The 22,619-nt window shown below is 72.4% G+C and carries 20 protein-coding genes and 2 pseudogenes; 10 read left to right on the forward strand and 12 right to left on the reverse strand.

The features are described 5' to 3' along the window. Positions 1 to 16: 16 nt before the first annotated feature. The gene (locus tag IE212_RS08490; protein ID WP_190197108.1) at positions 17 to 1,504 is read right to left on the reverse strand and encodes a sensor histidine kinase; all 1,488 of its coding nucleotides are present in this window, start codon (positions 1,502 to 1,504) and stop codon (positions 17 to 19) included. Continuing rightward, on the reverse strand, positions 1,501 to 2,319 hold the full coding sequence (locus IE212_RS08495) for a response regulator transcription factor (protein WP_190197109.1): 819 nt from the start codon (positions 2,317 to 2,319) through the stop codon (positions 1,501 to 1,503). Before IE212_RS08495 ends, IE212_RS08490 begins: the two co-directional genes overlap by 4 nt. A gap of 217 nt (positions 2,320 to 2,536) precedes the next feature. On the opposite strand from IE212_RS08495, the gene IE212_RS08500 reads away from it, so the two are divergent. From IE212_RS08500 to IE212_RS08515, 4 genes and pseudogenes are all read left to right on the forward strand, one after another. Next, the gene (locus IE212_RS08500) at positions 2,537 to 3,142 is read left to right on the forward strand and encodes a carbonic anhydrase (RefSeq protein ID WP_190197110.1); all 606 of its coding nucleotides are present in this window, start codon (positions 2,537 to 2,539) and stop codon (positions 3,140 to 3,142) included. A 554-nt stretch (positions 3,143 to 3,696) separates the two neighbouring features. Further along, on the forward strand, positions 3,697 to 5,418 hold the full coding sequence (locus tag IE212_RS08505) for a SulP family inorganic anion transporter (protein WP_229864137.1): 1,722 nt from the start codon (positions 3,697 to 3,699) through the stop codon (positions 5,416 to 5,418). Between the two features lie 41 nt (positions 5,419 to 5,459). Then, the gene (locus IE212_RS08510) at positions 5,460 to 6,131 is read left to right on the forward strand and encodes a peptidoglycan-binding protein (protein ID WP_229864139.1); all 672 of its coding nucleotides are present in this window, start codon (positions 5,460 to 5,462) and stop codon (positions 6,129 to 6,131) included. Positions 6,132 to 6,162: 31 nt separating this feature from the next. Beyond that, a pseudogene (locus IE212_RS08515) lies at positions 6,163 to 7,058 on the forward strand (oxidoreductase). Positions 7,059 to 7,134: 76 nt separating this feature from the next. Here the strand turns inward: IE212_RS08515 and nirD are convergent. The 3 genes from nirD to IE212_RS08530 are packed head-to-tail and all read right to left on the reverse strand — an operon-like array spanning position 7,135 to position 11,305. Continuing rightward, entirely contained in the window at positions 7,135 to 7,485 is a 351-nt protein-coding gene (gene nirD / locus IE212_RS08520; RefSeq protein ID WP_190197112.1) for a nitrite reductase small subunit NirD, read from the reverse strand. Then, positions 7,482 to 10,088 carry a nitrite reductase large subunit NirB gene (gene nirB, locus IE212_RS08525; RefSeq protein ID WP_190197113.1) on the reverse strand — a complete coding sequence of 869 codons (2,607 nt, stop codon included), beginning with the start codon at positions 10,086 to 10,088 and terminating at the stop codon, positions 7,482 to 7,484. Before nirB ends, nirD begins: the two co-directional genes overlap by 4 nt. Then, the gene (locus tag IE212_RS08530) at positions 10,088 to 11,305 is read right to left on the reverse strand and encodes an NAD(P)/FAD-dependent oxidoreductase (protein WP_190197114.1); all 1,218 of its coding nucleotides are present in this window, start codon (positions 11,303 to 11,305) and stop codon (positions 10,088 to 10,090) included. The genes nirB and IE212_RS08530 overlap by 1 nt, the downstream gene beginning before the upstream one ends. 262 nt (positions 11,306 to 11,567) lie before the next feature. On the opposite strand from IE212_RS08530, the gene IE212_RS35395 reads away from it, so the two are divergent. Further along, complete coding sequence (locus IE212_RS35395; RefSeq protein WP_268250614.1) at positions 11,568 to 11,780, forward strand: hypothetical protein; 213 nt, start codon at positions 11,568 to 11,570, stop codon at positions 11,778 to 11,780. An 88-nt stretch (positions 11,781 to 11,868) separates the two neighbouring features. Here the strand turns inward: IE212_RS35395 and IE212_RS08540 are convergent, their stop codons facing one another. After that, positions 11,869 to 12,309 (reverse strand): hypothetical protein, encoded by a 441-nt coding sequence (locus tag IE212_RS08540; RefSeq protein ID WP_190197115.1) that lies wholly within the window; start codon positions 12,307 to 12,309, stop codon positions 11,869 to 11,871. Between the two features lie 137 nt (positions 12,310 to 12,446). Further along, the gene (locus IE212_RS08545) at positions 12,447 to 12,914 is read right to left on the reverse strand and encodes a MarR family winged helix-turn-helix transcriptional regulator (protein WP_190197116.1); all 468 of its coding nucleotides are present in this window, start codon (positions 12,912 to 12,914) and stop codon (positions 12,447 to 12,449) included. Positions 12,915 to 13,039: 125 nt separating this feature from the next. Between IE212_RS08545 and IE212_RS08550 the strand changes: the two genes are divergently transcribed. Next, on the forward strand, positions 13,040 to 13,507 hold the full coding sequence (locus tag IE212_RS08550; protein WP_229864140.1) for an ester cyclase: 468 nt from the start codon (positions 13,040 to 13,042) through the stop codon (positions 13,505 to 13,507). Here IE212_RS08550 and IE212_RS08555 read toward each other — a convergent pair. Next, positions 13,504 to 14,424: an NAD(P)-dependent oxidoreductase gene (locus IE212_RS08555; RefSeq protein ID WP_190197117.1), complete on the reverse strand. Its 921-nt coding sequence runs from the start codon at positions 14,422 to 14,424 to the stop codon at positions 13,504 to 13,506. The genes IE212_RS08550 and IE212_RS08555 overlap by 4 nt on opposite strands. Positions 14,425 to 14,530: 106 nt before the next feature. Here IE212_RS08555 and IE212_RS08560 point away from each other — a divergent pair, with 106 nt between their 5' ends. Continuing rightward, the gene (locus IE212_RS08560) at positions 14,531 to 14,896 is read left to right on the forward strand and encodes a winged helix-turn-helix transcriptional regulator (RefSeq protein WP_190197118.1); all 366 of its coding nucleotides are present in this window, start codon (positions 14,531 to 14,533) and stop codon (positions 14,894 to 14,896) included. A gap of 97 nt (positions 14,897 to 14,993) precedes the next feature. Here the strand turns inward: IE212_RS08560 and IE212_RS08565 are convergent, their stop codons facing one another. Further along, complete coding sequence (locus IE212_RS08565; protein WP_190197119.1) at positions 14,994 to 15,530, reverse strand: GVDTG sorting domain-containing protein; 537 nt, start codon at positions 15,528 to 15,530, stop codon at positions 14,994 to 14,996. A gap of 271 nt (positions 15,531 to 15,801) precedes the next feature. On the opposite strand from IE212_RS08565, the gene IE212_RS08570 reads away from it, so the two are divergent. After that, entirely contained in the window at positions 15,802 to 16,419 is a 618-nt protein-coding gene (locus IE212_RS08570) for an NADPH-dependent FMN reductase (protein WP_190197120.1), read from the forward strand. A 52-nt stretch (positions 16,420 to 16,471) separates the two neighbouring features. On the opposite strand, the gene IE212_RS08575 is transcribed toward IE212_RS08570, so the two are convergent. After that, a complete protein-coding gene (locus IE212_RS08575) occupies positions 16,472 to 16,888 on the reverse strand; it encodes a gamma-glutamylcyclotransferase family protein (RefSeq protein ID WP_190197121.1) in 417 nt (138 codons plus the stop codon). Positions 16,889 to 17,027: 139 nt separating this feature from the next. Here IE212_RS08575 and IE212_RS08580 point away from each other — a divergent pair, with 139 nt between their 5' ends. Continuing rightward, positions 17,028 to 18,674 (forward strand): M4 family metallopeptidase, encoded by a 1,647-nt coding sequence (locus IE212_RS08580; protein ID WP_190197122.1) that lies wholly within the window; start codon positions 17,028 to 17,030, stop codon positions 18,672 to 18,674. A 192-nt stretch (positions 18,675 to 18,866) separates the two neighbouring features. Here the strand turns inward: IE212_RS08580 and IE212_RS08585 are convergent, their stop codons facing one another. Then, entirely contained in the window at positions 18,867 to 19,115 is a 249-nt protein-coding gene (locus IE212_RS08585) for a hypothetical protein (protein WP_190197123.1), read from the reverse strand. Between the two features lie 414 nt (positions 19,116 to 19,529). After that, positions 19,530 to 21,737: a molybdopterin oxidoreductase family protein gene (locus IE212_RS08590; protein WP_190197124.1), complete on the reverse strand. Its 2,208-nt coding sequence runs from the start codon at positions 21,735 to 21,737 to the stop codon at positions 19,530 to 19,532. Positions 21,738 to 21,954: 217 nt separating this feature from the next. Between IE212_RS08590 and IE212_RS34835 the strand changes: the two are divergent. After that, a pseudogene (locus IE212_RS34835) lies at positions 21,955 to 22,617 on the forward strand (FNR domain-containing protein); the annotation flags it as partial. Positions 22,618 to 22,619: the final 2 nt, after the last annotated feature.

The following is a 22,619-nucleotide window of genomic DNA, read 5'->3' on the forward strand; positions in this document are numbered from 1 at the left end:
ACTTTGCGGCCACCCCCTACGCGGGCAGCGCCGGGGCCTCTCGTCTCGGCCGCCTCGGACGGTCCCCGCCCGGCCCGCCGCCCTCGCCCTGCGCCCGCGCCGACGGCAGCCGGATCACCACGTCCAGGCCACCGGTCGCCGCCGCGCGCAGGGTCGCCTCGCCGCCGCTGGCATGGGCGAGGCGCTGCACCAGGGCGAGGCCGAGTCCCGTACCGCCCTTGGGGGCACCGGGAGCGCGCCAGAACCGGTCGAAGGCGCGGACCCGCTGCTCCTCCGTCATGCCGGGACCCTCGTCGGTGACGTGCAGGTCGACCCAGCCGGGGCGGCCGTCGCGCAGGGTGCGGCGGGGCGGTGTCTGCATCCGCAGTTCGATCGTGACGGTGCTGCCCGCCGGGGACGCCCGCAGGGCGTTGGAGAGCAGGTTGTCCATGATCTGCTCGACGGCCCCCGGCACCGCGAGCACCGGGCCCACGCTCCCCGCGAACAGCACCAGGGAGACGTCCTCCCGCGCGAACAGCGGCTGCCAGGTGCGGTGCCGTTCCGCGCAGACCGCCCCCAGGTCGACGGCTGCGGGGATGGCCGCGTGCTCCTCCAGCCGGGCCATCGCCAGCAGGTGCCCGACCATCCTGGCCAGCCGGTCCGTCTCGGTGACGGCGGCGGTGAGGCTGCCCCGGGCACGCGCGGTCACGTCCGGCTCCAGGTTCTCCAGGCGCAGCCGCAGCGCCGCGAGCGGCGTCTTCAGCTGGTGCGAGGCCTCGCCCGCGAACGCCCGCTGGGAGGACAGCAGATGGGCGAACCGTGCCGCGGTGTGGTTGAACGCGGCGGCCAGACTGCGTACTTCCGGCGGACCCTTCGTGATCGTCACCGGGGTGAACCGGCCGCCTCCCTCGGCCAGCTCGTGTGTGGCGACCTCCAGCTCGCGGATCGGGCGGCCCGCCCAGCGGGCGAAGGCGAAGCCCAGCACGGCCACCGCCGCCAGCACGGCGAGTCCGCCCAGGGCCAGCAGCAGCCACACGTGGTGGACCCGCTCGTGCACCGTCCGAGTGGGCACCGTCAGCCACACGGCACCCGCCGGCCGTGCCTCCGGCCCGACCGGCGCGGCCACCGACAGGTACTCGACGCCACCGATCCTCGAGGTGCGCACGTCCACCGTGGAGGTGCCCCGCAGCGCCGCCGCGATCCCCGGCCGGGCGGCCAGGGTGCCGGACAGACCGACGTCGAGCCGGTGCGAGGTGGCGAGCAGCGTGCCGGAAGCGTCGACGATCACCACCTTCCCGCCGATACGCCGCGCGCAGTGCACCACCCGTTCGGGCAGGTCGCGCTCGGCCCGCCCCGCCGCGAGGGACAGCGCCGCGTACGCCGAGACCGACTCGGCCTCGTCCTTCGCCGCGTTGACCACCCGCTCCCGCTCCCCGCGGGAGTAGACGAAACCCAGCGGGATCTCCAGGCAGAGCAGCACCAGCGCGGCGAGGCTGAGGTAACTGACCAGCAGCCGGCGGGTCATGGAGAGGCCACCTGCGTCGCGTTCGGGCCCGTGTGCACCGACAGCCGGAAACCCACGCCCCGCAGCGTCCGGATCCACGCCGGGTGCCCCAGCTTGCGGCGCAGCGCGGCGACGTGGACGTCCAGTGTCTTGGTCGGGCCGTCGTAGTGCTCGTCCCACACGCGGTCCAGGATCTGCTGACGGGAGTAGACCGCGCCCGGGTCCTCGCTGAGGAGCGCCAGCAGGTCGAACTCCTTGGGAGTGAGCGGCACGGGCGACTCACCGACCCAGACCTGCCGGGTGCGGCGGTCCACGACGAGGGGGCCCGGATCGTGCGCCGGGCCGGGGGCGGGGTCGTACGGCGGTGCGGCAGGGGGTTCGTAGGAGAGGGCCGGGGCCGGTTCGGGGGCCGGGGCCGGGGTGGGCGGTTCGTACGCCTGACCGGCTGGAGCCGCGGGCTCGGGGAACGTCTGCCGGGTGCGTTGCGTACGGCGGGTCACCGCCCGGACCCGGGCCACCAGCTCTCGAACGCTGAAAGGTTTCGCCAGGTAGTCGTCGGCGCCCAGCTCCAGGCCCAGCACCCGGTCGGCCTCCTCGCCGCGCGCGCTGAGGATGAGGATGGGCACGTCCGAGACCTGCCGGATGCCGCGGCAGACGTCGATGCCGTCCATGTCCGGCAGTCCCAGGTCGAGCAGGACGGCGTCGTGGTACGGACCTCTCAGACCGTCCGTGCCCGTGGCGACGTGGTCGACCGTCAGCCCGAAGTGACCGAGCCCCTCGGTGAGCGGTTCGGCGATCGTCTCGTCGTCCTCGATGAGCAGTACTCGTATGCCCATTCGTCCTGTCTCTCCGTGAGCCGGCATGAACCCGGGCAGTGTGAATTCCTATTCCCCGCCCAGGAGTTCACACGCTACAAGACAGTGGTTCGTATGTATATCCAGGACAAAGAATGTTCAATTCCTGGACGGGTGCAGGGTCTGGCTTAACCTTCCGCTGTAGGTCGTCCGTCTACGGTGTGGTGCACAGGTTGAACTCGCAGCTCAGGAGGCCGAGTTGAAGGCTTTGCTGGACCGTGCGCGCACCTTCAGGACGCGCATCGATTTCGACAGCGGTGAATACCGGAAACTGGCTGAAGGGCAATATCCGGAGGCGTTGTTCATTACCTGCTCGGACTCGCGGGTCATACCCGCACTGATCACCGGTGCGCGACCCGGAGAGATATTCGAGCTACGCAACGCGGGCAATATCGTGCCGCCCTACGGACGGCCCGGGGCCTCCGGAGAGGCGGCCACCATCGAGTACGCGCTGGAGGTGCTCGGGGTTCAGGACATCGTGGTGTGCGGTCACTCACACTGCGGCGCGATGGGCGCGCTGAAGTCCGGCGACGACCTCTCCCGGCTGCCCGGCGTCGACGCCTGGCTGCGCATCGCCCGCCCCGAACTCACCCCCGTCCTCCAGACCGCTCCCGACGACCCGTCGCTGCCGGAGGTGTCCCAGGGCAACGTCGTCAACCAATTGGCGGCCCTGCGGACTTACCCGGGGGTGCGCCAGCGGCTCGACACCGGCCGACTGCGGCTGCACGGCTGGTACTACGAGGTCGACACGGCGTTCGTGTACGAACTCGGCGACGACGGCGACTTCCGGGTGCATGCCGCGTGAGCGGGGCGCACGCGAGGGGCCGGGCACGGGGCGGTACCGCGCCGGGGGGCCCGGCGGGCGGCACCGGTGGGGGTGCCGCGGGCTGGGGGCCCGCCGGTTCCGGGGGAGGCGACGCCGACTGGGGAACGGGCGGGTTCCCCGGCGGTGGCGACTGGCGAACGGGCGGATTCTCCGGCGATGGCGCGGACTGGGGCTCGGCCGTGCCCGAGGGGGGCGCCGGGGACTGGGGCGCGTCCGGCTTCACGGAGAGTGCCGCTGACTGGGGTCCAGGCGGCAGAGGGGAGGGTGCCGCTGACTGGGGCCCGGGCGGTCGTGGGGAAGGGGCCGCGGGCTGGGGGTCCGCCGGCGGCCACGCGGGGGGTGACGCGGACTGGGGGGCGGGCTACGTCGGAGGGAGCGCCGGCCGGCAGGCGACCGGGCCGGTGGGCGGACGCCTGGGGAGCGCGATGGGCGGTCCGTCCGGCCGCACGGTGGGCGGTCTACCGGGTGGTCCGCCGGGACGTCGGGCGGGTGCCCCCGGCGGCGGTCCGGCACCGGGCGAGGCCGGACGGCCGATGGGAGGGCCGGTCGGCGGTGCGCTGGGCGGGCTGATCGCCAGGGTGACGCGTGGTGCGAAGACCGTCGGCGGCAAGGGCGGGGCCAAGGGCGATCTCGTCACCGACATCACCGCCTCGCTCGTCGTCTTCCTCGTCGCACTGCCGCTCTGCATCGGCGTAGCCGTCGCCTCCGGCGTCCCCGCCGAGCTCGGGATCATCTCCGGGGTGATCGGCGGTCTGGTCGTCGGCGCGGTCCGGGGCAGCACGCTCCAGGTCAGCGGCCCGGCCGCCGGACTCGCCGCGCTGGTCGCGGAGACCGTCGCCGAAGTCGGCGTGGCCATGCTCGGCGTGATCGTGCTGTTCGCCGGCCTCCTCCAGATCGTGCTGGGACTGGTGCGGCTGGGCCGGGTGTTCCAGGCCATCTCGGTCGCCGTCGTGCAGGGCATGCTGGCGGGCATCGGCGTACCGCTCATCTTCAGCCAGGCCTATCCGATGGCGGACGCCAAGGCCCCGGGCACCGCGCTGGAGAACATGGCCGGAATCCCCGGGCTGCTGGCCGCCGTCCTGACGAACCCGCAGGCCATGATCGCCACCCTGCTCGGCGTCGTCACGATCGTGCTCAGCTTCGTGTGGAAGAAGGTGCCCGGCCCGGCCGGGAAGATCCCGGCCGCACTGGTCGCCGTGGGCATCGGCATCGTCGTCGCCGCGCTGCCCGGAGTGGACGTGAAGACGCTCCAGGTGGGCAACCTGCTCGCGTCCGTACAGGTGCCCGGGGCGGAGCAGTTCGCCCGGCTCACGGACGGGGCGATCATCACCGCCATCCTCACCTTCACGGTCATCGCCTCCGCCGAGAGCCTGTTCACGGCAGCCGCCGTGGACCGCATGCACAGCGGGCCGCGCACCCGCTACAACACCGAGCTGATCGCGCAGGGCGCCGGCAACACCGTCGCGGGCATCCTCGGCGCGCTCCCCGTCACCGCGGTCGTGGCCCGCAGTTCGGCCAACGTCCAGGCCGGTGCCAAGACCCGGCTCTCCCGCACGCTGCACGGCCTGTGGCTGCTGCTGTTCGCGCTGCTGCTGCCGCAGGTCCTCGCGCTGATCCCGATCTCGGTGCTGGCCGGTGTCCTCGTGCACAGCGGCTGGAAGCTGTTCGCGCCCGCGGAGTTCCCGAAGATGTGGCGGCAGGACAAGGGCGAGTTCGCGGTGATGACGACGACCATGCTCGTCATCGTGGCGACCGCGCTGCTGGAAGGCGTGCTGTTCGGTGTCGCCGCGGGAATCCTGCTGGCCGCGCTGCGCATGTCGCAGACCGTGATCCGCCAGCACATCGAGGAGGACACGGCGAAGGTCGTCATGGCGGGCAACGCCACGTTCCTGCGGCTGCCGCAGGTGATCGAGGCGCTGGAGGCCGCCGCCGCCTCCGGCAAGCAGCGGATCCGGCTCGACCTGACGGGCGTGACGCACCTGGACCACGCCTGCCGCAACCAGGTCGAGGAGTTCACCGCCCAGCAGCGGGGCCTGGGACTACGGGTGGAACTGCTGATGCCGGGCGAGACGAAGCCGGCCCGTTCCCCGGCCGCCGCCGGCGCTCAGGCGCCGCTGCCCCGGCGCCCGGTCGCCGCGACGGTGCAGGAACCGGTGGGACCACCGCCCTGGCCATCCGCCGACGCCGAGTGGTTCTACCTCGACACCCGGCCTCTCGCGGAGGAACAGCGGCCGGGCTCGCCCCTCGTGGGCTGACCCGCCGGACATGCCGCGGTGGCGTGCACGCGCGAGTACGCGTGCACGCCACCCGGTGCGAGGGGGCGGATCAGCCGCAGCTGCCCGAGAGCGGCCGCGCGCCGTCCGGCAGCGGCGGCGGAGGGCGGAGCACCGGTGACGGACGGCCGTTGTTCTCCGCCAACTGCCCACCCGTGGTCGCCATGGGTGAACAGGACGAGTGCGTACGGGAGGTGCAGCGGCTCCTGCACGCCAAGGGAGCGGACATCGACGTCGACGGGAGCTTCGGCCCGCAGACGCAGCGCCGCGTCACCGCCTTCCAGGTGCTCACCGGTCTCCGGCCCAACGGCGTCGTCGAGGAACCCACCAAGAGGGCGCTCTACACCTCGGACGTCCGGATGGGCGTCTGGCCGCCGGAAAAGGTGCGCGAGCGGGTTCGCGAGGTGTTCCCCGAGGCGCCGGACAAGGCGGTCGCCATCGCCGACTGCCAGTCCTTCCTCGACCCGCTGCACATCCTGCCCAACACCAACGGCACCCGGAACCGGGGCCTGTTCCAGATCTCCGACGCCCGGCTGCGCGAACTCGGAGGCACACCGCGCCAGGCCCTGGACCCGGAGTGGAACATCCAGGCGGCGAGAAGGCTGTGGAGCCGGGACCGCGACTTCGGTGACTGGCCGCACTGCGCCAGGGCCGCCGGTCCCACACCGTCGCCGACAGCCGGCAGCCCCTCGTAGGCTGGTCGTGCCACCGCGGAGGGAGCCCGTCATGCCAGGCTGGACCACGCACGACATCCCCGACCAGAGCGGCCGCGTCGCCGTGGTCACCGGAGCCAACAGCGGGATCGGCCTCGTCACGGCACGGGAGCTGGCCCGCAAGGGCGCGCGGGTGGTGCTCGCCTGCCGGAGCGAGGCCCGGGGGAACGCGGCCCTGGACCGGCTCCGTGCCGAAGTGCCGCAGGCCCGGGTCGAGCGGTGCGCGCGTTCGCGGCCGGGTTCCCGTACGAGCGGCTGGACGTGCTCGTCGACAACGCCGGGGTGATGGCGCTGCCGTACGGGACGACGGCGGACGGATTCGAGACGCAGTTCGGGATCAACCACCTGGGGCACTTCGCCCTCACCGGCCTGCTGCTGCCGGCGCTGCTCGCGGCGCCGGAGGCGAGAGTCGTGGCCGTGTCCAGCCCGGCGCACGCGCTCGCCAACATCGACATCACCGACCTGGGCAGCGAGCGGCGCTACCGGCGCTGGACCGCGTACGCCCGCTCCAAGACGGCGAACCTGCTGTTCACACACGAGCTGGCGCGCAGGGCGGCGGCCCACGGCAGCGACCTGGTGGCGGTCGCGGCCCACCCCGGGTACGCGGCGACCAACCTCCAGACGGCCGGTCTGCGGGCCGAGGGCCGCCGGGCCGCCGAGCGGTTCATGCGGATCGGCAACCGCTTCCTCGCCCAGTCGGCCGAGGCGGGCGCCCTGCCGATCCTGTACGCCGCGACACAGCCCGGCGTACCGCCCGACTCCTTCACCGGTCCGTCCTTCGCGATGTGGCGCGGGTCGCCCGCACCCTCCTGGCGGGCGCCCTGGACCCTCAGCGACGCGGCCGGGGAACGGCTGTGGGCCGCGTCGGAGGAGCTGACCGGGGTGACGTACGGCGCCTGGAAGGCGTGACGTCCACAGCGCGAAGGCGGGCAACGGACGCGACGGGAACACCCCTCCGAAGAGGGGTGTTCCCAGTCGGGCGCTCCTACGCGGCGCGGACCTTGTACACCGTGACCTGTACCGCCTCGTCGTCCAGGCACTGCCCGGAGGCCAGGTCGAAGCGCTGCTTGAGCAGCGGGGAGGCGACGAAGGGGCGGCCCTGGTGGGTGCCGGTCAGGCCGCGGGAGAGGACCGCCGCGCCGGTGAACGGGTCGCGGTTGTCGATGGCGAAGAGCTCGCCGGAGCGGTCGCGGAAGATCGCTGCCTGGCGGCCGTCCGGCAGCAGCGCCGCCACCCCGCGGCCCGGGAGCAGCGTGCTCAGGTCGCAGACCGGGAACCAGTCGCCGTCCAGGGCGAGTTCGATCTTCAGCTCGGTGGTCTCGGGTGCCAGGGTCATCGCTGGGTGCTTCCTTCCAGAACGTCGGCGGGTCGCATACCGATGGACAGCAGCGGCAGGTCGGGCTTCATCTGGTCGCGCTCCGGCACGAAGGCGACGACCGGGTCCGGGGTGTCCGGGGCGTTCACGAAGGACACGAACCGGGCGAGCTTCTCGGGGTCGTTGATGGTCTCGGCCCACTCGTCGCGGTAGTGCGCGACGTGCGCCCGCATCAGGCTCTCGAGCTCGTCGCAGATGCCGAGCGAGTCGTGGACGACCACGTCGCGGACGTGGTCCAGGCCGCCGGGGATCCGCTCCAGCCAGGTCGAGGTGCGCTCCAGCCGGTCGGCCGTGCGGATGTAGAACATCAGGAACCGGTCGATCAGGCGGACCAGTTCGGCGTCCGACAGATCCTGCGCGAGCAGGTCCGCGTGGCGCGGGGTCGCGCCGCCGTTGCCGCCGACGTAGAGGTTCCAGCCGTTGGCGGTGGCGATGACGCCGAAGTCCTTCGACTGGGCCTCCGCGCACTCGCGCTGGCAGCCGGAGACCGCCGACTTCAGCTTGTGCGGGGAGCGCAGGCCCCGGTAGCGCAGCTCCAGGTCGATCGCCATGCGGACGGAGTCCTGGACGCCGTAGCGGCACCAGGTCTGCCCGACGCACGACTTCACCGTGCGCAGCGACTTGCCGTAGGCGTGACCGGACTCGAAGCCGGCGTCCACCAGCCGGGCCCAGATCAGGGGCAGTTGCTCGACGCGGGCGCCGAACATGTCGATGCGCTGACCACCGGTGATCTTCGTGTAGAGGCCGAAGTCGCGGGCGATCTCGCCGATGACGATCAGCTTCTCCGGGGCGATCTCACCGCCGGGGATCCGCGGCACCACCGAGTACGAGCCGTTCTTCTGCAGGTTGGCCAGGAAGTGGTCGTTGGTGTCCTGCAGGGCCGCCTGCTCGCCGTCGAGGACGTAGCCGCTCGCGCCGATCGCCGGGGCGAGGGAGGCGATGATGGAGCCGACGGCCGGCTTGCAGATCTCGCAGCCGTCACCGCCCCGGGCCTCCTCGCGGCCGTAGCGGTCCAGCAGCTCCTGGTAGGTGTTGATGCGCAGGGCGAGGACGATCTCGTACAGCTCCTCGCGGGTCTGCCCGAAGCAGCCGCACAGGCCCTTGTCGACCTCGATGCCGCTGGCCTCCAGCTCGGCGTTGACGAGCTGGCCGAGGACCTTCACGCAGGAGCCGCAGCCCGTGCCGGCCTTGGTGCACTTCTTCACCTCGGGCACGGTCGTGCACTGGTGGTCGGTGACCGCGCCGCGGATCGCGCCCTTGGAGACGTTGTGGCAGGAGCAGACGATCGCGTCGTCCGGCAGCGCGGACGGGCCGAGCTGGGCGGACTCCCCGGCACCGGCCGGGAGTACCAGCGACTCGGGCGAGACCGGCGGGACGGAGCCGGTGAACGCCTTCAGCGTGCCGTACGCCTCCGCGTCGCCGACCAGGATGCCGCCGAGCAGCGTCCCGTCGCGGCCGATGACCAGCTTCTTGTACAGGCCCGCGCGGGAGTCGGAGTAGACGACGTCCAGGCAGTCCTCGGCGGTGCCGTGCGCGTCGCCGAAGGACGCCACGTCCACGCCGAGCAGCTTCAGCTTGGTGGACAGGTCGGCGCCGGTGAACGACGCCTCGTCCGAGGCGATCGTGGCCGCCGCGGTCTCCGCCTGCTCGTAACCGGGCGCCACCAGGCCGTACACCCGGCCGTCGGCGGCCAGCGCGCACTCGCCGATCGCGAAGACGTGCGGGTCGCCGACCGTGCGGCACTGCTCGTCGACGGTGATGCCGCCGCGCTCGCCGACGTCGAGACCGCAGTCCCGGGCGAGCTGGTCGCGGGGCCGCACGCCGGCGCTGAACACCACCATGTCGGTGGCCAGTTCGGAGCCGTCGGACAGCTTCATGCCGGTCACGGCACCGTCCTCGCCGACGACGATCTCCTGCGTGCCCACACCGGTGTGGACGCTCAGGCCCATCTCCTCGATGGTGCGCAGCAGGGCGGCGCCACCGCCCTCGTCCACCTGTACGGGCATCAGCCGGGGCGCGAACTCCACGATGTGCGACTCGACACCCAGGCCCTTCAGCGCACCCGCGGCCTCCAGGCCCAGCAGGCCGCCGCCGACCACGGCACCCGTGGTGGCCCTCGTCTTCGCGTACTCCTCGATCGCGAGCAGGTCCTCGATCGTGCGGTAGACGAAGCAGCCCTCGGCGTCCTTGTTGGGCACCGGCGGCACGAACGGGTAGGAGCCGGTGGCGAGGACGAGCGTGTCGTACTCGAAGACCTCGCCGGAGCGGGCGGTGACCTTCTTCGCGTCACGGTCGACGGCGACCGCCGGGTCGCCGATGTACAGCTCGATGCCGTGGTCCTTGATGAACTCCATGTCCGTCATGGACAGGTCTTCCGGCGTCTTGCCCGAGAAGTACGAGGTGAGGGCGACGCGGTCGTAGGCCGGACGCGGCTCCTCGCAGAGCACGACCACGCGGTGCGTGGCGGTCAGGCCGCGCTCGGCGAGCGCTTCGAGGAAGCGCTGGCCGACCATGCCGTGGCCGACGAGCACGATCGTGGGGGTGGCCCCCAGGGTGGCCGTCATCAGGAGCCTCCATCGTTGGTGAGCAGGTGGAGCAGCGGGCCGCCGTCGGAGGGGAGCGGCTCTGCTCCCTCCCAGGCGCGGGCGAGCGCGCCGACGGTGCCGAGTTCGCCGACGAGGACCCCGCCGACCAGGCGGTCGTCGCGGACGACGACCTTGCGGTAGGTGCCGCGGGTGGCGTCGGTGAGCTGGACGACGTCGTCGCCCGGGAGCGCCTCGGTCTCGCCGAACGCGGCGAGGTCGAAGGGGCTGTCGTGCCCGTTCAGCGTGAGCCGGGTCAGGGAGCGGGTGCCGGTGTAGCGGGCGGTCGCGTCACCGGCGAGCAGTTCCGCGAGGGCGTCGGCCTGTTCCAGCGCGGGGGTGGCGAGTCCGTAGAGGACGCCGTCGTGCTGGGCGCAGTCGCCGATCGCGTGGATGCGGGGGTCGGAGGTGCGCAGCTCGTCGTCGACGACGACGCCCTTGCGGACGTCGAGGCCGGCGGCCTGGGCGAGACCCACCCGGGGGCGGACCCCGCAGGCGACGACGACGAGGTCCGCGTCGAGCGCGTACCCGTCGGCCATCTCCACGGAGCGGACGGCGCCGCCCACGCAGCGCACGTCCCGGACGCGGCACTCGGTGTGCACCTCGACGCCCAGGTCGTTCAGGTGCCGCTTGACGAGCTTCGAGGCGGCCGGGTCGAGCTGGCGCTCCATCAGCCGCTCGGACTGCTGGGCGAGGACGACCTGGGCGCCGCGCAGCGCGAGCGCGCGGGCCGCGGAGACCCCGAGGAGCCCGCCGCCGATGACGACCGCCCGCGCCCCGGGCCGTACCGCCTTGGAAAGGCCCAGGCAGTCGTCCATGGTGCGGAAGGCGTGCACGCCCTCGGGCAGGACGTGGTCGGGGGTGAACAGCCCGCGCAGCGGCGGCAGGACGGGGTTGGATCCGGTGGCGAGGACGAGCCGGTCGTATGAGACCAGCGAGCCGTCCGCCAGTTCGACGGTCCTTCCGTCGCGGTCGATGCCGGTGACCCGGCCGCGCCGCAGCTCCGCGGGCGCCGGCAGGGCGATCACCTCCGGGCTGTATCGTCCGGCCAGCACCTCGGCGAGCAGCACCCGGTTGTAGGGCCGGTGCTCCTCCTCGCCGATCAGCAGCGCGGGCGTGCCGAGCTCACCGAGCCGCCGGGCGAGCCGTACGCCCGCGAGGCCGGTGCCGATCACCACCACACGCTCATTCGAGGTCATGTCCTTGAGCGTGCGGTGCCGGTGTTACCCGGCAGCATCACGTCTGTTTCCCACGGGGAACGCTGCCCTCAGCGGGGGCGGGGGACCGGTGTGAGGCTTCCTGAGGTGCGGTGACAGCGCACTGTGAGGGTTCCCGGGGTGCGGCGGCGACGGGCTGTGAGGGTTCCCGGCGGGTGGCGGCGGCGGGCTGTGAGGGTTCCCGGCAGGTGGCGGCGGCGGGCTGTGAGAGGGCGTCGCACCGGCCTCGCACAGGGTCTCGATCATGCCCGGCATATCCCTGACCGTGATCGTCCTGCTCTGCCTCGCGGCCCTCGCCGCCGGGTGGATCGACGCCGTGGCCGGCGGCGGCGGACTGCTGCTGTCGCCGGCGCTGCTGTCGGGTGGGCGTGTCTCGGGCCAGTTCGGCCGCCGTCTCCGGCGGGGACGCCAAGGCGCCCGCCCGGCCTCGACCTGGATGCCCAGCCTGGATCGTTGATCCGAAGCGGTTCGTCCGGACGCGGACCGCGGACAGAGACCTCGAACGGCCTCGCCGGAGTTTTCGACCGAGTTCCCGACTCAGGACATCAGGCCTTCTTCGCGTGCCAAGGGCTGCAGGAGCCGGCTTGCACATTCAGCCTCGAGTAACTGCCCCTGCAAGCTCTGAAGTTGACGTAGTAGCCCTCGGTGAAGTCCTTGTTCTTCGAGCGCCATCCCGCGTCGACACCGTCAGGGTTCCAGATGCGTCCGGAGCGCACCTTCTCGCCGGTGGTGGGCACCTGCAAGAACCACTCGATGACGGCTGAGAGGCCATCCTCGTAGGTGTCCCTGACGCCGAACCAGTCACCCTCATGGTAGAAGCACGCCTGAGACCACGAACCGCCGGAGGTGCAGATTGCACCGCTGTCCGGCCCTCCCGTGGAGGTGGCGCGCTCGTCCCCGTCCACCGCGGAGGCGCTGGTGATGGTCAGCATGGTGGCGGCGGCAATGCCGCCGATGACTGTGGCTATGCGCGATCTTGCTCTCATTCGCGAAATCGTACGCCAAGGATTCACTCCGCGGGCACGCCAAGTCCTGCGCCGGTTCCTGCAGTTGCCGTCGATGTCACGGTCGGCGGTGGCGCCCCCGCCGGAGAGACCCGCTCCAGGGGCCCGATCTGCCCCGGCTACCGCCCGCGCAGCCGTTCGGCCTGTTCGGACCCCACCTGCGTGGCGCGGTGCAGGTACCGCTCGACCACCGCGAGTTCGTCGTCGGTGAAGTCGTCGAGGGCCTGCGCGAAGGCGCTGCCCGGCGCGTCCCACGCCGCGTCCGCCTCCGGGGAGCGCCGCGCGGTGAGCGAGATCAGGCTTCTCCTGCGGTCGTGCGGGTCGGGCCGCCTCTCGACCAGCCCGGCTCGCTCCAGCCTGTCGACGAGCCGAGTGGCCGAACCGGAGGTGAGGCCGGTCAGCTTGGCGATCTCACCCGTGGTCAGAGGCCCTGGTTCGAGGCCGAGCAGGCTGATGCACTGCAGGTCCGTCGGGTGCAGGCCGAGGCGGTCCGCCATGGCCTGGTTGAAGAGGGCGTAGGCGGCGTGCTGGCGCCGGGCGGCCACGGTGACGGCCGCGAGCAGGTCCGCGCGATTCCGGTTTGACAAGGCTCGGCCTCCACCTCTTCAATTCCTGTGTCACGCAGATAATGCGCCACGAAGATAATGTGTTGCGAAGAAATTGCGTCACGCACATGATGCGTGACGCAAACTCTACCTCCTTGGAGAACACCGTGAGCACCTTGCCCGCCTGGCGGATGCGCGAACTGTACGGCCGCTGGTCCGAGTTATGGCGCGGAGACTTCAGCCATGCCCCGGAGATCCTCGACCCGGACTTCGTCGTCCATCAGGCGCGACCGGACGGCACTGACTCGGAAGCGTCGAGGGGTCCCGCGCGACTGCTTCCCGAGATCGAGCAGACCATGGCGGCGTTCGGCGACATCACCATCACCGTGGACGTCGGGCCGATCGTCCAGGGTGACCTGATCGCGGCGCGATGGACGATGCGCGCCCGCTACACGGGCGGCCTCGACCATGCGACGGCACCGGTCGGCACGGAGATCTCCTTCAGCGGCCACGACATCCTGCGAGTGTCCGGCGGCAAGTTCGTCGAGTACTGGACCTGCACCGACGTGCTGGCCGGCCTCACCCAGCTCGGCGCCATCTCCGGACCCAACGGCCCGGCCCGGCCGCACACCTAGGCGGACACCCCCGGCCGCAGGCCGAGCAGTTCGATGATGCCGGTACCGTCCTCGTCGCCGTGCCCCTGCGCGAGCCGCCGCGCCATCAGCTCCATGTACGGCGTCAGCAGCTCCGGGCTGACCCGCTGCTCCTCGGCGGTGCGCAGCAGCGTGGTGTTGCCGGCGACCTGCATCGCGAGGTTGGAGACGACGTTGCTGGTGTAGTCGCCGCTCTCCAGCCGCTCGGCGCTCTGGTGCACGGCCGGCATCATCGCCGTCAGCCATTCGGCGAGCAGCGGCGCGAAGTCCTTCGGCGCGATGTCCTCCGGGCGGATCAGCGCGAAGGCGTGCGCGATGCCCGCGAGCATGCCCGTCATCGCGCTGAGCAGCGCCACGTCGTGCAGCGCGGCGAGGCCCGCGTCGGCACCGACGTAGCGGGTGCCGGCCGGAATGGCGAGGGTTTCGCGGTGCTCGGCGAAGAGCTCGGGGGAGCCGCTGTAGAAGACGTAGGCGCCGGACTCCGGGGCCCCGATCATCGGCGGTACGGCCATGATCCCGCCGTCCAGGAAACGGGCACCGCGCGCGGCCGCCCACTCGGCGCGGGCGCGGCCCTCGGCGGGGGTGCCCGTGGTGAGGTTCACCAGGTCCCGCCCCGTGAGGTCCGCCCCCTCGAAGGCCGCGTCCACGGAGGCGTCGTCGAGCAGGCAGGCGACCACGAGCCGGTTCGCGGCCACCGCCTCCGCGGCGGTCCTGGCGACCGTGGCGCCCTCGGCGGCGAGGACCTCGGCCCGCGCGGGCGTGCGGTTCCAGACGGTCACCTCGTGCCCGGCGGCGAGCCAGGCACGGGCGAGGGCCGTGCCCATCGCGCCGGTGCCGAGGAGGGTCAGGGGGGCGGGGGAGGCAACGGGGTTGGGGGAGGCAACTGGGTTGTGGGTCATGGCGTTTAGGCTCGTCGCGGGGGGCGGTCCGCTCAAGTACGCACTTCGGAGTGGGTGGTTACCCCGGGGAAAGGGTGCAGGCAGCAGGAGGGGGAGGGTGCCGGGTATGGCGACGGCGGGGCGGCCGGGGGCGTACGTCTGCGGGATCGACGCGGCGATGGACCTGATCGGCGGCAAGTGGAAGGTGCTGATCCTCTGGGCGCTGAACGAGCGGCCCCGCCGCTTCGGCGAGCTGCGCCGGGAACTGCCGGGGGTCACCGAGAAGGTCCTCGCCTCGCACCTGCGGGAGATGGAGTCCGACGGGCTCGTGCACCGTGAGGCGTACGACGAGGTGCCGCCCCGCGTCGAGTACTCGCTGACACCCCGGGGCGTCTCGCTCAACGAGGCGCTGGAGCCACTGGGGGCATGGGGCAGGGCCAACGTCCTGGGCGGGGCACCGGCCGCCGGCCGGGCGGGCGCGCGAACCCCCTGACGCACCCGCGCCCCCGCACCCCCTCCGGGCCGCGAGGGGCGTCGGACCCGGAGGGGAGGGGCACGCGGTACCGGCGACGGGCAGCGGAGGGTGCCCGTCAGATCCCGTCGCCTCTCGCCCGGCGATGCAGGAGCCAGGTACCGCCCGCGGCGGCGACGGCCAAGGCCGCCACACCGGCCGCGGTCTGCACGGGGTCGGGGCCCAGGGCGCCGCCGACCCCCGTCTTCACACCTCCCCGGGGTTGCACCCGTTCCCGCGCCGGCGTCAGCGTCACCACCAGATCACCCGTGACCCGCCGGCCGCTCGCGGTGCACGTCGCTCTGATCTCGTACGTCCCCGGCTGCGCGCTCGGCGGCACCCTGAACCGCCCGGTCGCGTCCCGCTCGCCCGGTTCCGGCGCCAGACCCAGCGGGCCGGCCCCGACCGCGCCGGCGTCGCCCGTCGCCGTGCCGCCCTCCCCGCAGGCCGAGGTGCGGACCGTGACCCGGTCGCCCGGGACGGCCGCCGACGGGTCCACCCGCACCTCGTCGGCGGGCACGCCGTACGCGGGCACGCCGTACGCGGGGGCGACGGCGAGGGCCACGGCGGTGACGGCGAGCGCGGTGCCGGTCAGCGGCCGGGCGGTACGTCGCATCGGTGCTCCTTCGAGCGGTTCGGTCGTGCACCTGCCCTCCAGAGGTAACGGGCAACGGGCCGACCCCGCTTTCTGATGGGTCGTCAGAATTGAGGTGAATGGGTGTCAGGGTGAGTGGCGGCTACGGCTGCTCGGCGCAGTTTGGGCAGGTCACAGGGGTTCACTGGGCGAGGCGAGGAAAAGGGCCGGGCGCGGGTGTGAACGGGTGATCCGAGGGTGGCGCGCATCACGGCTTGACCTCAACAATGGTTGAGGTACGAGGCTCTGCGGCATGGACACAGCAGTTACCCACGCACCCACCGCAGCCCCGCCCGCGACCGGTCCTCTCCGCGTGACCCTCGTCGTCGGCAGCAACCGCCACGGCCGCTTCGGCCCCGTCGTGGCCGACTGGCTCCTGAGCCACCTCCGCGGCCGGGACGACCTGACCGCCGAGGTGGTGGACGTCGCCGGCGCCGAGCTGCCGACCTCGTTCGAACGGACCCCCGAGGCGACCGCCGCGCTGGCCGGCATCACCCCGAAGCTGGCCGGGGCGGACGCCTTCGTGGTCCTCACGCCCGAGTACAACCACTCCTTCCCGGCGGGCCTGAAGAACCTCGTCGACTGGCACTACGGCGAGTGGCGGGCCAAGCCCGTCGCCCTCGTCTCCTACGGCGGACTGGCGGGCGGCCTGCGGGCCGCGGAGCATCTCCGTCAGGTCTTCGCCGAGCTCCACGCCGTGACGGTCCGCGACACCGTCTCCTTCCACAACGCCGGTGCCTCCTTCGACGACGAGGGCACCCTGCGGGACCCGGCGGGCCCGGACGCCGCGGCGAAGGCCATGCTGGACCAACTGGTGTGGTGGGGACGGGCGTTGCGGGAGGCCAGGGAGAGGTGGCCGTACGCGGGCTGACCCGCGGCCACCTGCCCGGAACGGCCCGCTCACCTCCCGCGGCGCCCCGCCCTCACCCCCGCGCCCGCCAGTCACCGCCCGGGATCGGCCTGCCCCTGGCCCGGAGCCGTGCGGCGACGGCGGGCGCGGCCACGTACACCCAGGCGCGGACCGTCGCCCCGTCCGCGTCCCGTACGACCTTCCGCTCGACGCGTTCGTACAGGCTGCGCGGGTCGCCGGGCACGTACTCCTCCAGGCGGTCGAGCTCGGCGAGCAGCTCCGCGTACGTCTCCGGCAGCGCGGTCACCAGCTCCCCGCTGACCGCGCCGCCGCCCGGCTCCTCGACCGCGTACGGGTAGCCGGGCCCCTCGTACAGCACCGCTCCCACGAGGCGCCCCGGTTCCGCGGAGCGGGTGCGGCCGCGCAGGAAGGTGCCGTGGTTCACCCCGCCGGGGCGGAGGGTGCCGTAGACGAAGAAGGGCAAGGTCACAGGAACGATTCTCCACCCTCACACACCTCCACATCGGGCCTATGGACATGACATGTCCGGGCCGCCTTAACTCGCGGTCAACATCAACGCCGCACCCGGTCGACCCCACGCGACCGGGCGCGCCCGTATGAGGAGACCGATGAGTCGGATACGCACCGCCCGGGGTTCCCGTCTCGCCACCACGGGTGTGGCCGTCACCGGCACCGCCGCCCTGCTGGCCGCCGCCCTCTCGCCGGCCGCCCTGGCGGAGGACCGGCCGACCCGGTCCGACGCGATCGAGAGCGCGGAGACGGTCCTCTCCGACCGGGCCGCGGAACTGGGCCTCACCCCGGCCCAGGAGACGAAGGTCCGGGACGTCGTCGTGGACCAGGACGGCACCCGGCACGTCCGCTACGACCGCACCTACCACCGACTCCCCGTCCTCGGCGGCGACTTCGTCGTCCACCTGAACCCGGACGGCACGTACCGCGGCACCAGCAGGGCGACGAGGTCGGAGCTCTCCCTCGACACCGTCACACCGAAGGTGACCGCCCCGAAGGCCGCCGACCTCGCGGCGAGCCTGCTGCGCGCGGCGCACCTCGGCGAGACCCTGGAGAAGCTGACCGCCAGGCCCCGGCTGGTCGTCGACGCCCTGCACGGCGCCCCGAGGCTGGCCTGGCAGACCGACGCGGTGGCACACGACGAACTCGGCAACCCGGTCGGGCGCACCGTGCTGACCGACGCGGCCACCGGCGCCCGAATAGACACCTGGGACACCATGGAGTCGGCCTCCGGCGACGGCGAGTCCCTCTACGGAGGCACGGTTGCGCTGGAGACGACCAGGTCCGGCTCGACGTACCGGCTGAAGGACGCGACGCGCGGCGGCACGTACACCGGCGACGCGGCGAACAAGACGGACCGGTGCCTGCTGACCGTCTGCCTGACCCGCGCCCCCGCGACGGTCTTCACGGACGCCGACAACCAGTGGGGGACGGGCACGACCGCCGACCGGTCCACGGTCGCGGTGGACGCCCAGTACGGCACGGACGTCACCTGGGACTACTACAAGGACGTCCACGGCCGCAGCGGCATCGCCGGCGACGGCAAGGGCTCGTTCAACCGAGTCCACTACGGCAAGGCCTACAACAACGCCTTCTGGGACGACAACTGCTTCTGCATGACGTACGGCGACGGCGACGGGAAGGTGATGGGCCCGCTGGTCTCACTGGACGTCGCCGGGCACGAGATGTCCCACGGCGTGACATCGAAGACGGCGGCGCTGACGTACTCGGGCGAGCCCGGCGGCCTGAACGAGGCCACCTCGGACATCTTCGGCACGCTGGTGGAGTTCCACGCGGGCAACGCCGAGGACCCGGGCGACTGGCTGATCGGCGAGAAGGTCGTCCGCTCCGGCCTCGGCCGAGAGGCCCTGCGCTTCATGGACAAGCCGTCGAGGGACGGCAAGTCCGCCGACTGCTGGAGCGAGGAACTGGCCGACCTCGACGTCCACTACTCCTCGGGCGTGGGCAACCACTTCGCGTACCTGCTCGCGGAGGGCAGCGGCAAGAAGACGCTGAACGGCGTCAGTTACACCTCCCCGACCTGCGACGACTCCACGGTGCAGGGCATCGGCCGGGCCAAACTGGGCAAGATCTGGTACCGCGCCCTCACGGTCTACATGACGTCCTCCACCGACTACGCGGGCGCACGCAAGGCCACCCTGAACGCGGCCGGGGACCTCTACGGCGCTGACAGCGCGGAGCGGAAGGCGGTGGCAGCGGCCTGGAGCGCGGTCGGCGTCGGTTGAGCCGCGCCGGGTCACGACCCTTGTGTGTGTCCGCGGTGCGGGATGCCGACGGTCAGGTTGTCGTAGGGGCGCGTGTGCACTCCGGGCCCCGGACACGCGCCCCGGGATGCAGCAGGGCGGCGCCTGGGCCGGAACCATCTCCTGAGCGGGTCTTCACCGCCCCTACTGCCCAGGCCGGGGCGGACGAGAACCTCAACCGGGCTTTTTCTCATGGCCGCTGTTCTGGCTGCCCTGCCCGAAAAGCAGCGGCACGGCGAACATGAGCACCACCTGTCCGGCCAGCAGCCAGCTGAAGGTGAGGTGGTTGATCAAGAGCGGGATCCCGAGAAGGGCGGCGATCAGGAATCCGCCCTTCAGCGAGCGCATGAACCCGCCCGCGATCAGTGCCAACACCAGCAGCGCCACCATCAACAGCGGCGTGAAAACCGTGGCGGTGACCATGTGTTCATCCTCCCACCGGTTGATTGGCCCATCTCACGCGACGGGAAGGAATTCGTCCACCCGGAGGATGTCGGGCCGCACCGGCCCGCTTACGGCGGGCTCGGTCCGTCGATGCCGCCCGATACCGCACTTCACCGCGAGCCCTATCGGTCCCACTCAGGGCCCGCATGTTCACCGAGTCGATGGCACACCGCGACCATTCCGGTGCAGCTTCGCCCTCCGGGGCGACGAGGCAGGGCGGTTGTCGCCGAATCGGCGCGTACCTCGTCACCGGCCACAGATTCGGGCCAGGGGGCGGCGTCCTGGACTGGAGGGAGCGGGGCGGTCGGATTCGAACCGACGTCCTCCGAGATGACGTCGCGGCGCACTACCTCTGTGCTGCGCCCCCGCCCGCCTCACCACGGAGGGCACGGTCTAAGGCCGCACCGCCTCCAACCGCACCGCGCACGTCTTGAACTCCGGCATCCTGGAGGTCGGGTCGAGCGCGGGGTTGGTGAGGGAGTTGGCGCGGCCCTCGCCCGGCCAGTGGAACGGCATGAAGACGGTGTCGGGCCGGATGGCGTTGGTGATCCGGGCGGGTGCCACGGCCCGGCCCCGCCGGGACACGACGGCGACGGGGTCGCCCTCGGCCGCCCCGAGCCGGGCCGCCAGCCGTGGATGCAGCTCCACGAACGGCCCGGGCGCCGCGGCGTTGAGTTCCGTGACCCGCCGGGTCTGCGCCCCGGACTGGTACTGCGCCACGACCCGCCCGGTGGTGAGCAGCACCGGGTACTCGTCGTCGGGTTCCTCGGCGGTCGCGCGGTGCGAGACGGAAACGAACCGGGCGCGGCCGTCGGGGGTGGCGAAACGGTCGAGGAAGAGGCGGGGGGTGCCGGGGTGCGCCGGGCCTGTCGCGTCACCGGCTGCCGGGCGGCTCGCCGGGTCGCCGACGACGGCTGAGCGGCCGGCTGTGTCGGCCGTGGGGTCCGCCGAACCGGTCGCGGGGGAGGGGCTGCCCGCCGGCTCCTCCGCCTCCACCGCCGGACACGGCCAGAACACCCCGTTCTCCTCCGCCAGCCGCCGGTAGGTGATCCCCGAGTAGTCCGCCGCTCCGCCCGCGCTCGCCCTGCGGAGCTCCTCGAAGACCTCCTCCGGGTCGGTCGGGAAGCCCTTCTCCACGCCCAGCCGGGCGGCCAGTTCGTGCAGGACCTCCAGGTCGCTGCGGACGCCGTCGGGTGGCGTGACGGCCTGGCGGCGCAGCAGGACGCGGCCCTCCAGGCTGGTCGTCGTGCCCGTTTCCTCCGCCCACTGCGTGACCGGCAGGACCACGTCGGCGAGTTCCGCCGTCTCCGACAGCACCACGTCACAGACGGCCAGGAAGTCCAGCGACCTGATGCGCTCCTCGATGTGGGCGGCGCGCGGCGCCGACACCACCGGGTTGGACGCCATCAGCAACAGGGAGCGGATGTCCGTGCCCAGCGCGTCGAGCAGCTCGTAGGCACTGCGCCCCGGGCCGGGCAGTGAGTCCGGGTCCACGCCCCACACCTCGGCGACATGTGCCCGCGCCGCCGGATCGTCGAGCTTGCGGTAGCCCGGCAACTGGTCGGCCTTCTGCCCGTGTTCGCGCCCGCCCTGGCCGTTGCCCTGCCCGGTCAGGCAGCCGTACCCGGAGAGCGGGCGGCCCGCCCGGCCGGTGGCCAGGCACAGGTTGATCCAGGCGCCCACCGTGTCCGTGCCCTTGGACTGCTGCTCGGGCCCGCGCGCGGTGAGCACCATGGCCGACTCCGGCTCGCAGAACAGCCGTACGGTCTCCCGCAGCTGGGGAACGGACACCCCCGTGATCCGCTCCACGTACTCCGGCCAGTGCGCCATCGCGGCGGCCCGGGCGTCCTCCCAGCCCACGGTCCGCTCCTGGACGTACTCCTCGTCCACCCGCCCTTCGGCGATCACCAGGTGCAGCAGGCCCAGCGCCAGGGCCAGGTCCGTGCCCGGCCGGGGCGCCAGGTGCAGGTCCGCCTGCTCGGCGGTCTTCGTGCGGCGCGGGTCGATGACGACGAGCGTGCCGCCGTTCTCCTTCAGCTCGGTGAGGAACCGCAGGGACGGCGGCATGGTCTCCGCGAGGTTCGAGCCGACCAGGATCACGCAGCCGGTCCTCGGGATGTCCTCCAGCGGGAAAGGCAGCCCCCGGTCCAGCCCGAAGGCCTTGATGCCGGCCGCCGCGGCCGACGACATGCAGAAACGGCCGTTGTAGTCGATCTGGGACGTGCCGAGCACGACCCGCGCGAACTTGCCGAGCGTGTACGCCTTCTCGTTCGTCAGGCCGCCCCCGCCGAACACCCCGACCCCGTCCGGCCCGTACTCGGCACGCGTGCGGCGCAGCGCCTCGGCGATCCTCTCCAGCGCCTCGTCCCAGGAGGCGGGCACCAGCGCGCCGCCCTCGTCCCGCACCAGCGGCGAGGTCAGGCGGACGTCGCGCGCCAGCACCGCCGCCGCCGTACGGCCCTTGCCGCACAGCGCGCCCCGGTTCACCGGGAAGTCGGTCCGCTCGCTCACCTCGACGGTCCCGTCCGGTGCAGGCGTGAGGTTCATCCCGCACTGCAGGGCGCAGTACGGGCAGTGCGTGGGCGTGGCGGTGTTCTGCATGCAGTTCAGCGTGCTTCGGCCGTGTTACGTGCGCGACGGTTCCCTGTTACACGGCCGGGACGGGGACCTCCCCGCCCTCGCCCCGCCCGCGTGAGGCACAGGGCTGGCCACCTTCAGGTCGCCGCCGGCCGGCACCTGCGTTGCCTCTGTGGCATAAAACGTCACATGTGGCTCATTTCGTTCCTTTCATGGCCGATCCAACCTCGTTGAGTGTTAGAAGATCCACCGCTTCGGCGGCTGGACCGCCCTGGCCCTGTTCCGGACGCACACGCTGCTGTCGTCACCGGGCCCCGTCGAGGTCGGCGTCCTCGCGGTGGTCACCTTCAGCGTCGCCCTGCCCTGGCTGCGGCTGCGCAAGGTGGACGTACGCCTCGAACGCCCCTCCGCACACGTGGTGCTGGCCCGCTTCGACCACGGCGAGACCCCGTTCGCGGGCTCCTCCACCGCGATCAGCCGCAGTCCGCTGAGCCAGTGGCACTCGTTCGCCAACGTCCCCGCCCCCGGCGAGTCCGGCTTCCGCCTCACCATCTCCCGGGCCGGCGACTGGACCGGCTCCTTCATCGACGACCTGCCCGAACGGGTGTGGGTGAAGGGCATCACCACGGCCGGCGTCGCCAACATCGAGGTCCTCTTCGCCAAGGTGGTCTACGTGGCGACCGGCAGCGGCATCGGCCCCTGCCTGCCCCACTTGCTCGCCGCCGAGGTTCCCTCCCGCCTGGTCTGGGCGACCCGCGACCCCCGGGCCACCTATGGAGACGCACTCGCCGACGAGATCCTCGCCGTCCAGCCGCACGCCCTGATCTGGGACACCTCCCGGCACGGCAAGCCCGACATGGTGCGCCTCTCCCACGACGCGTACCGCTACTTCGGCGCGGAGGCCCG

This window comes from Streptomyces djakartensis (assembly GCF_014651075.1).
Classification (GTDB): domain Bacteria; phylum Actinomycetota; class Actinomycetes; order Streptomycetales; family Streptomycetaceae; genus Streptomyces; species Streptomyces djakartensis.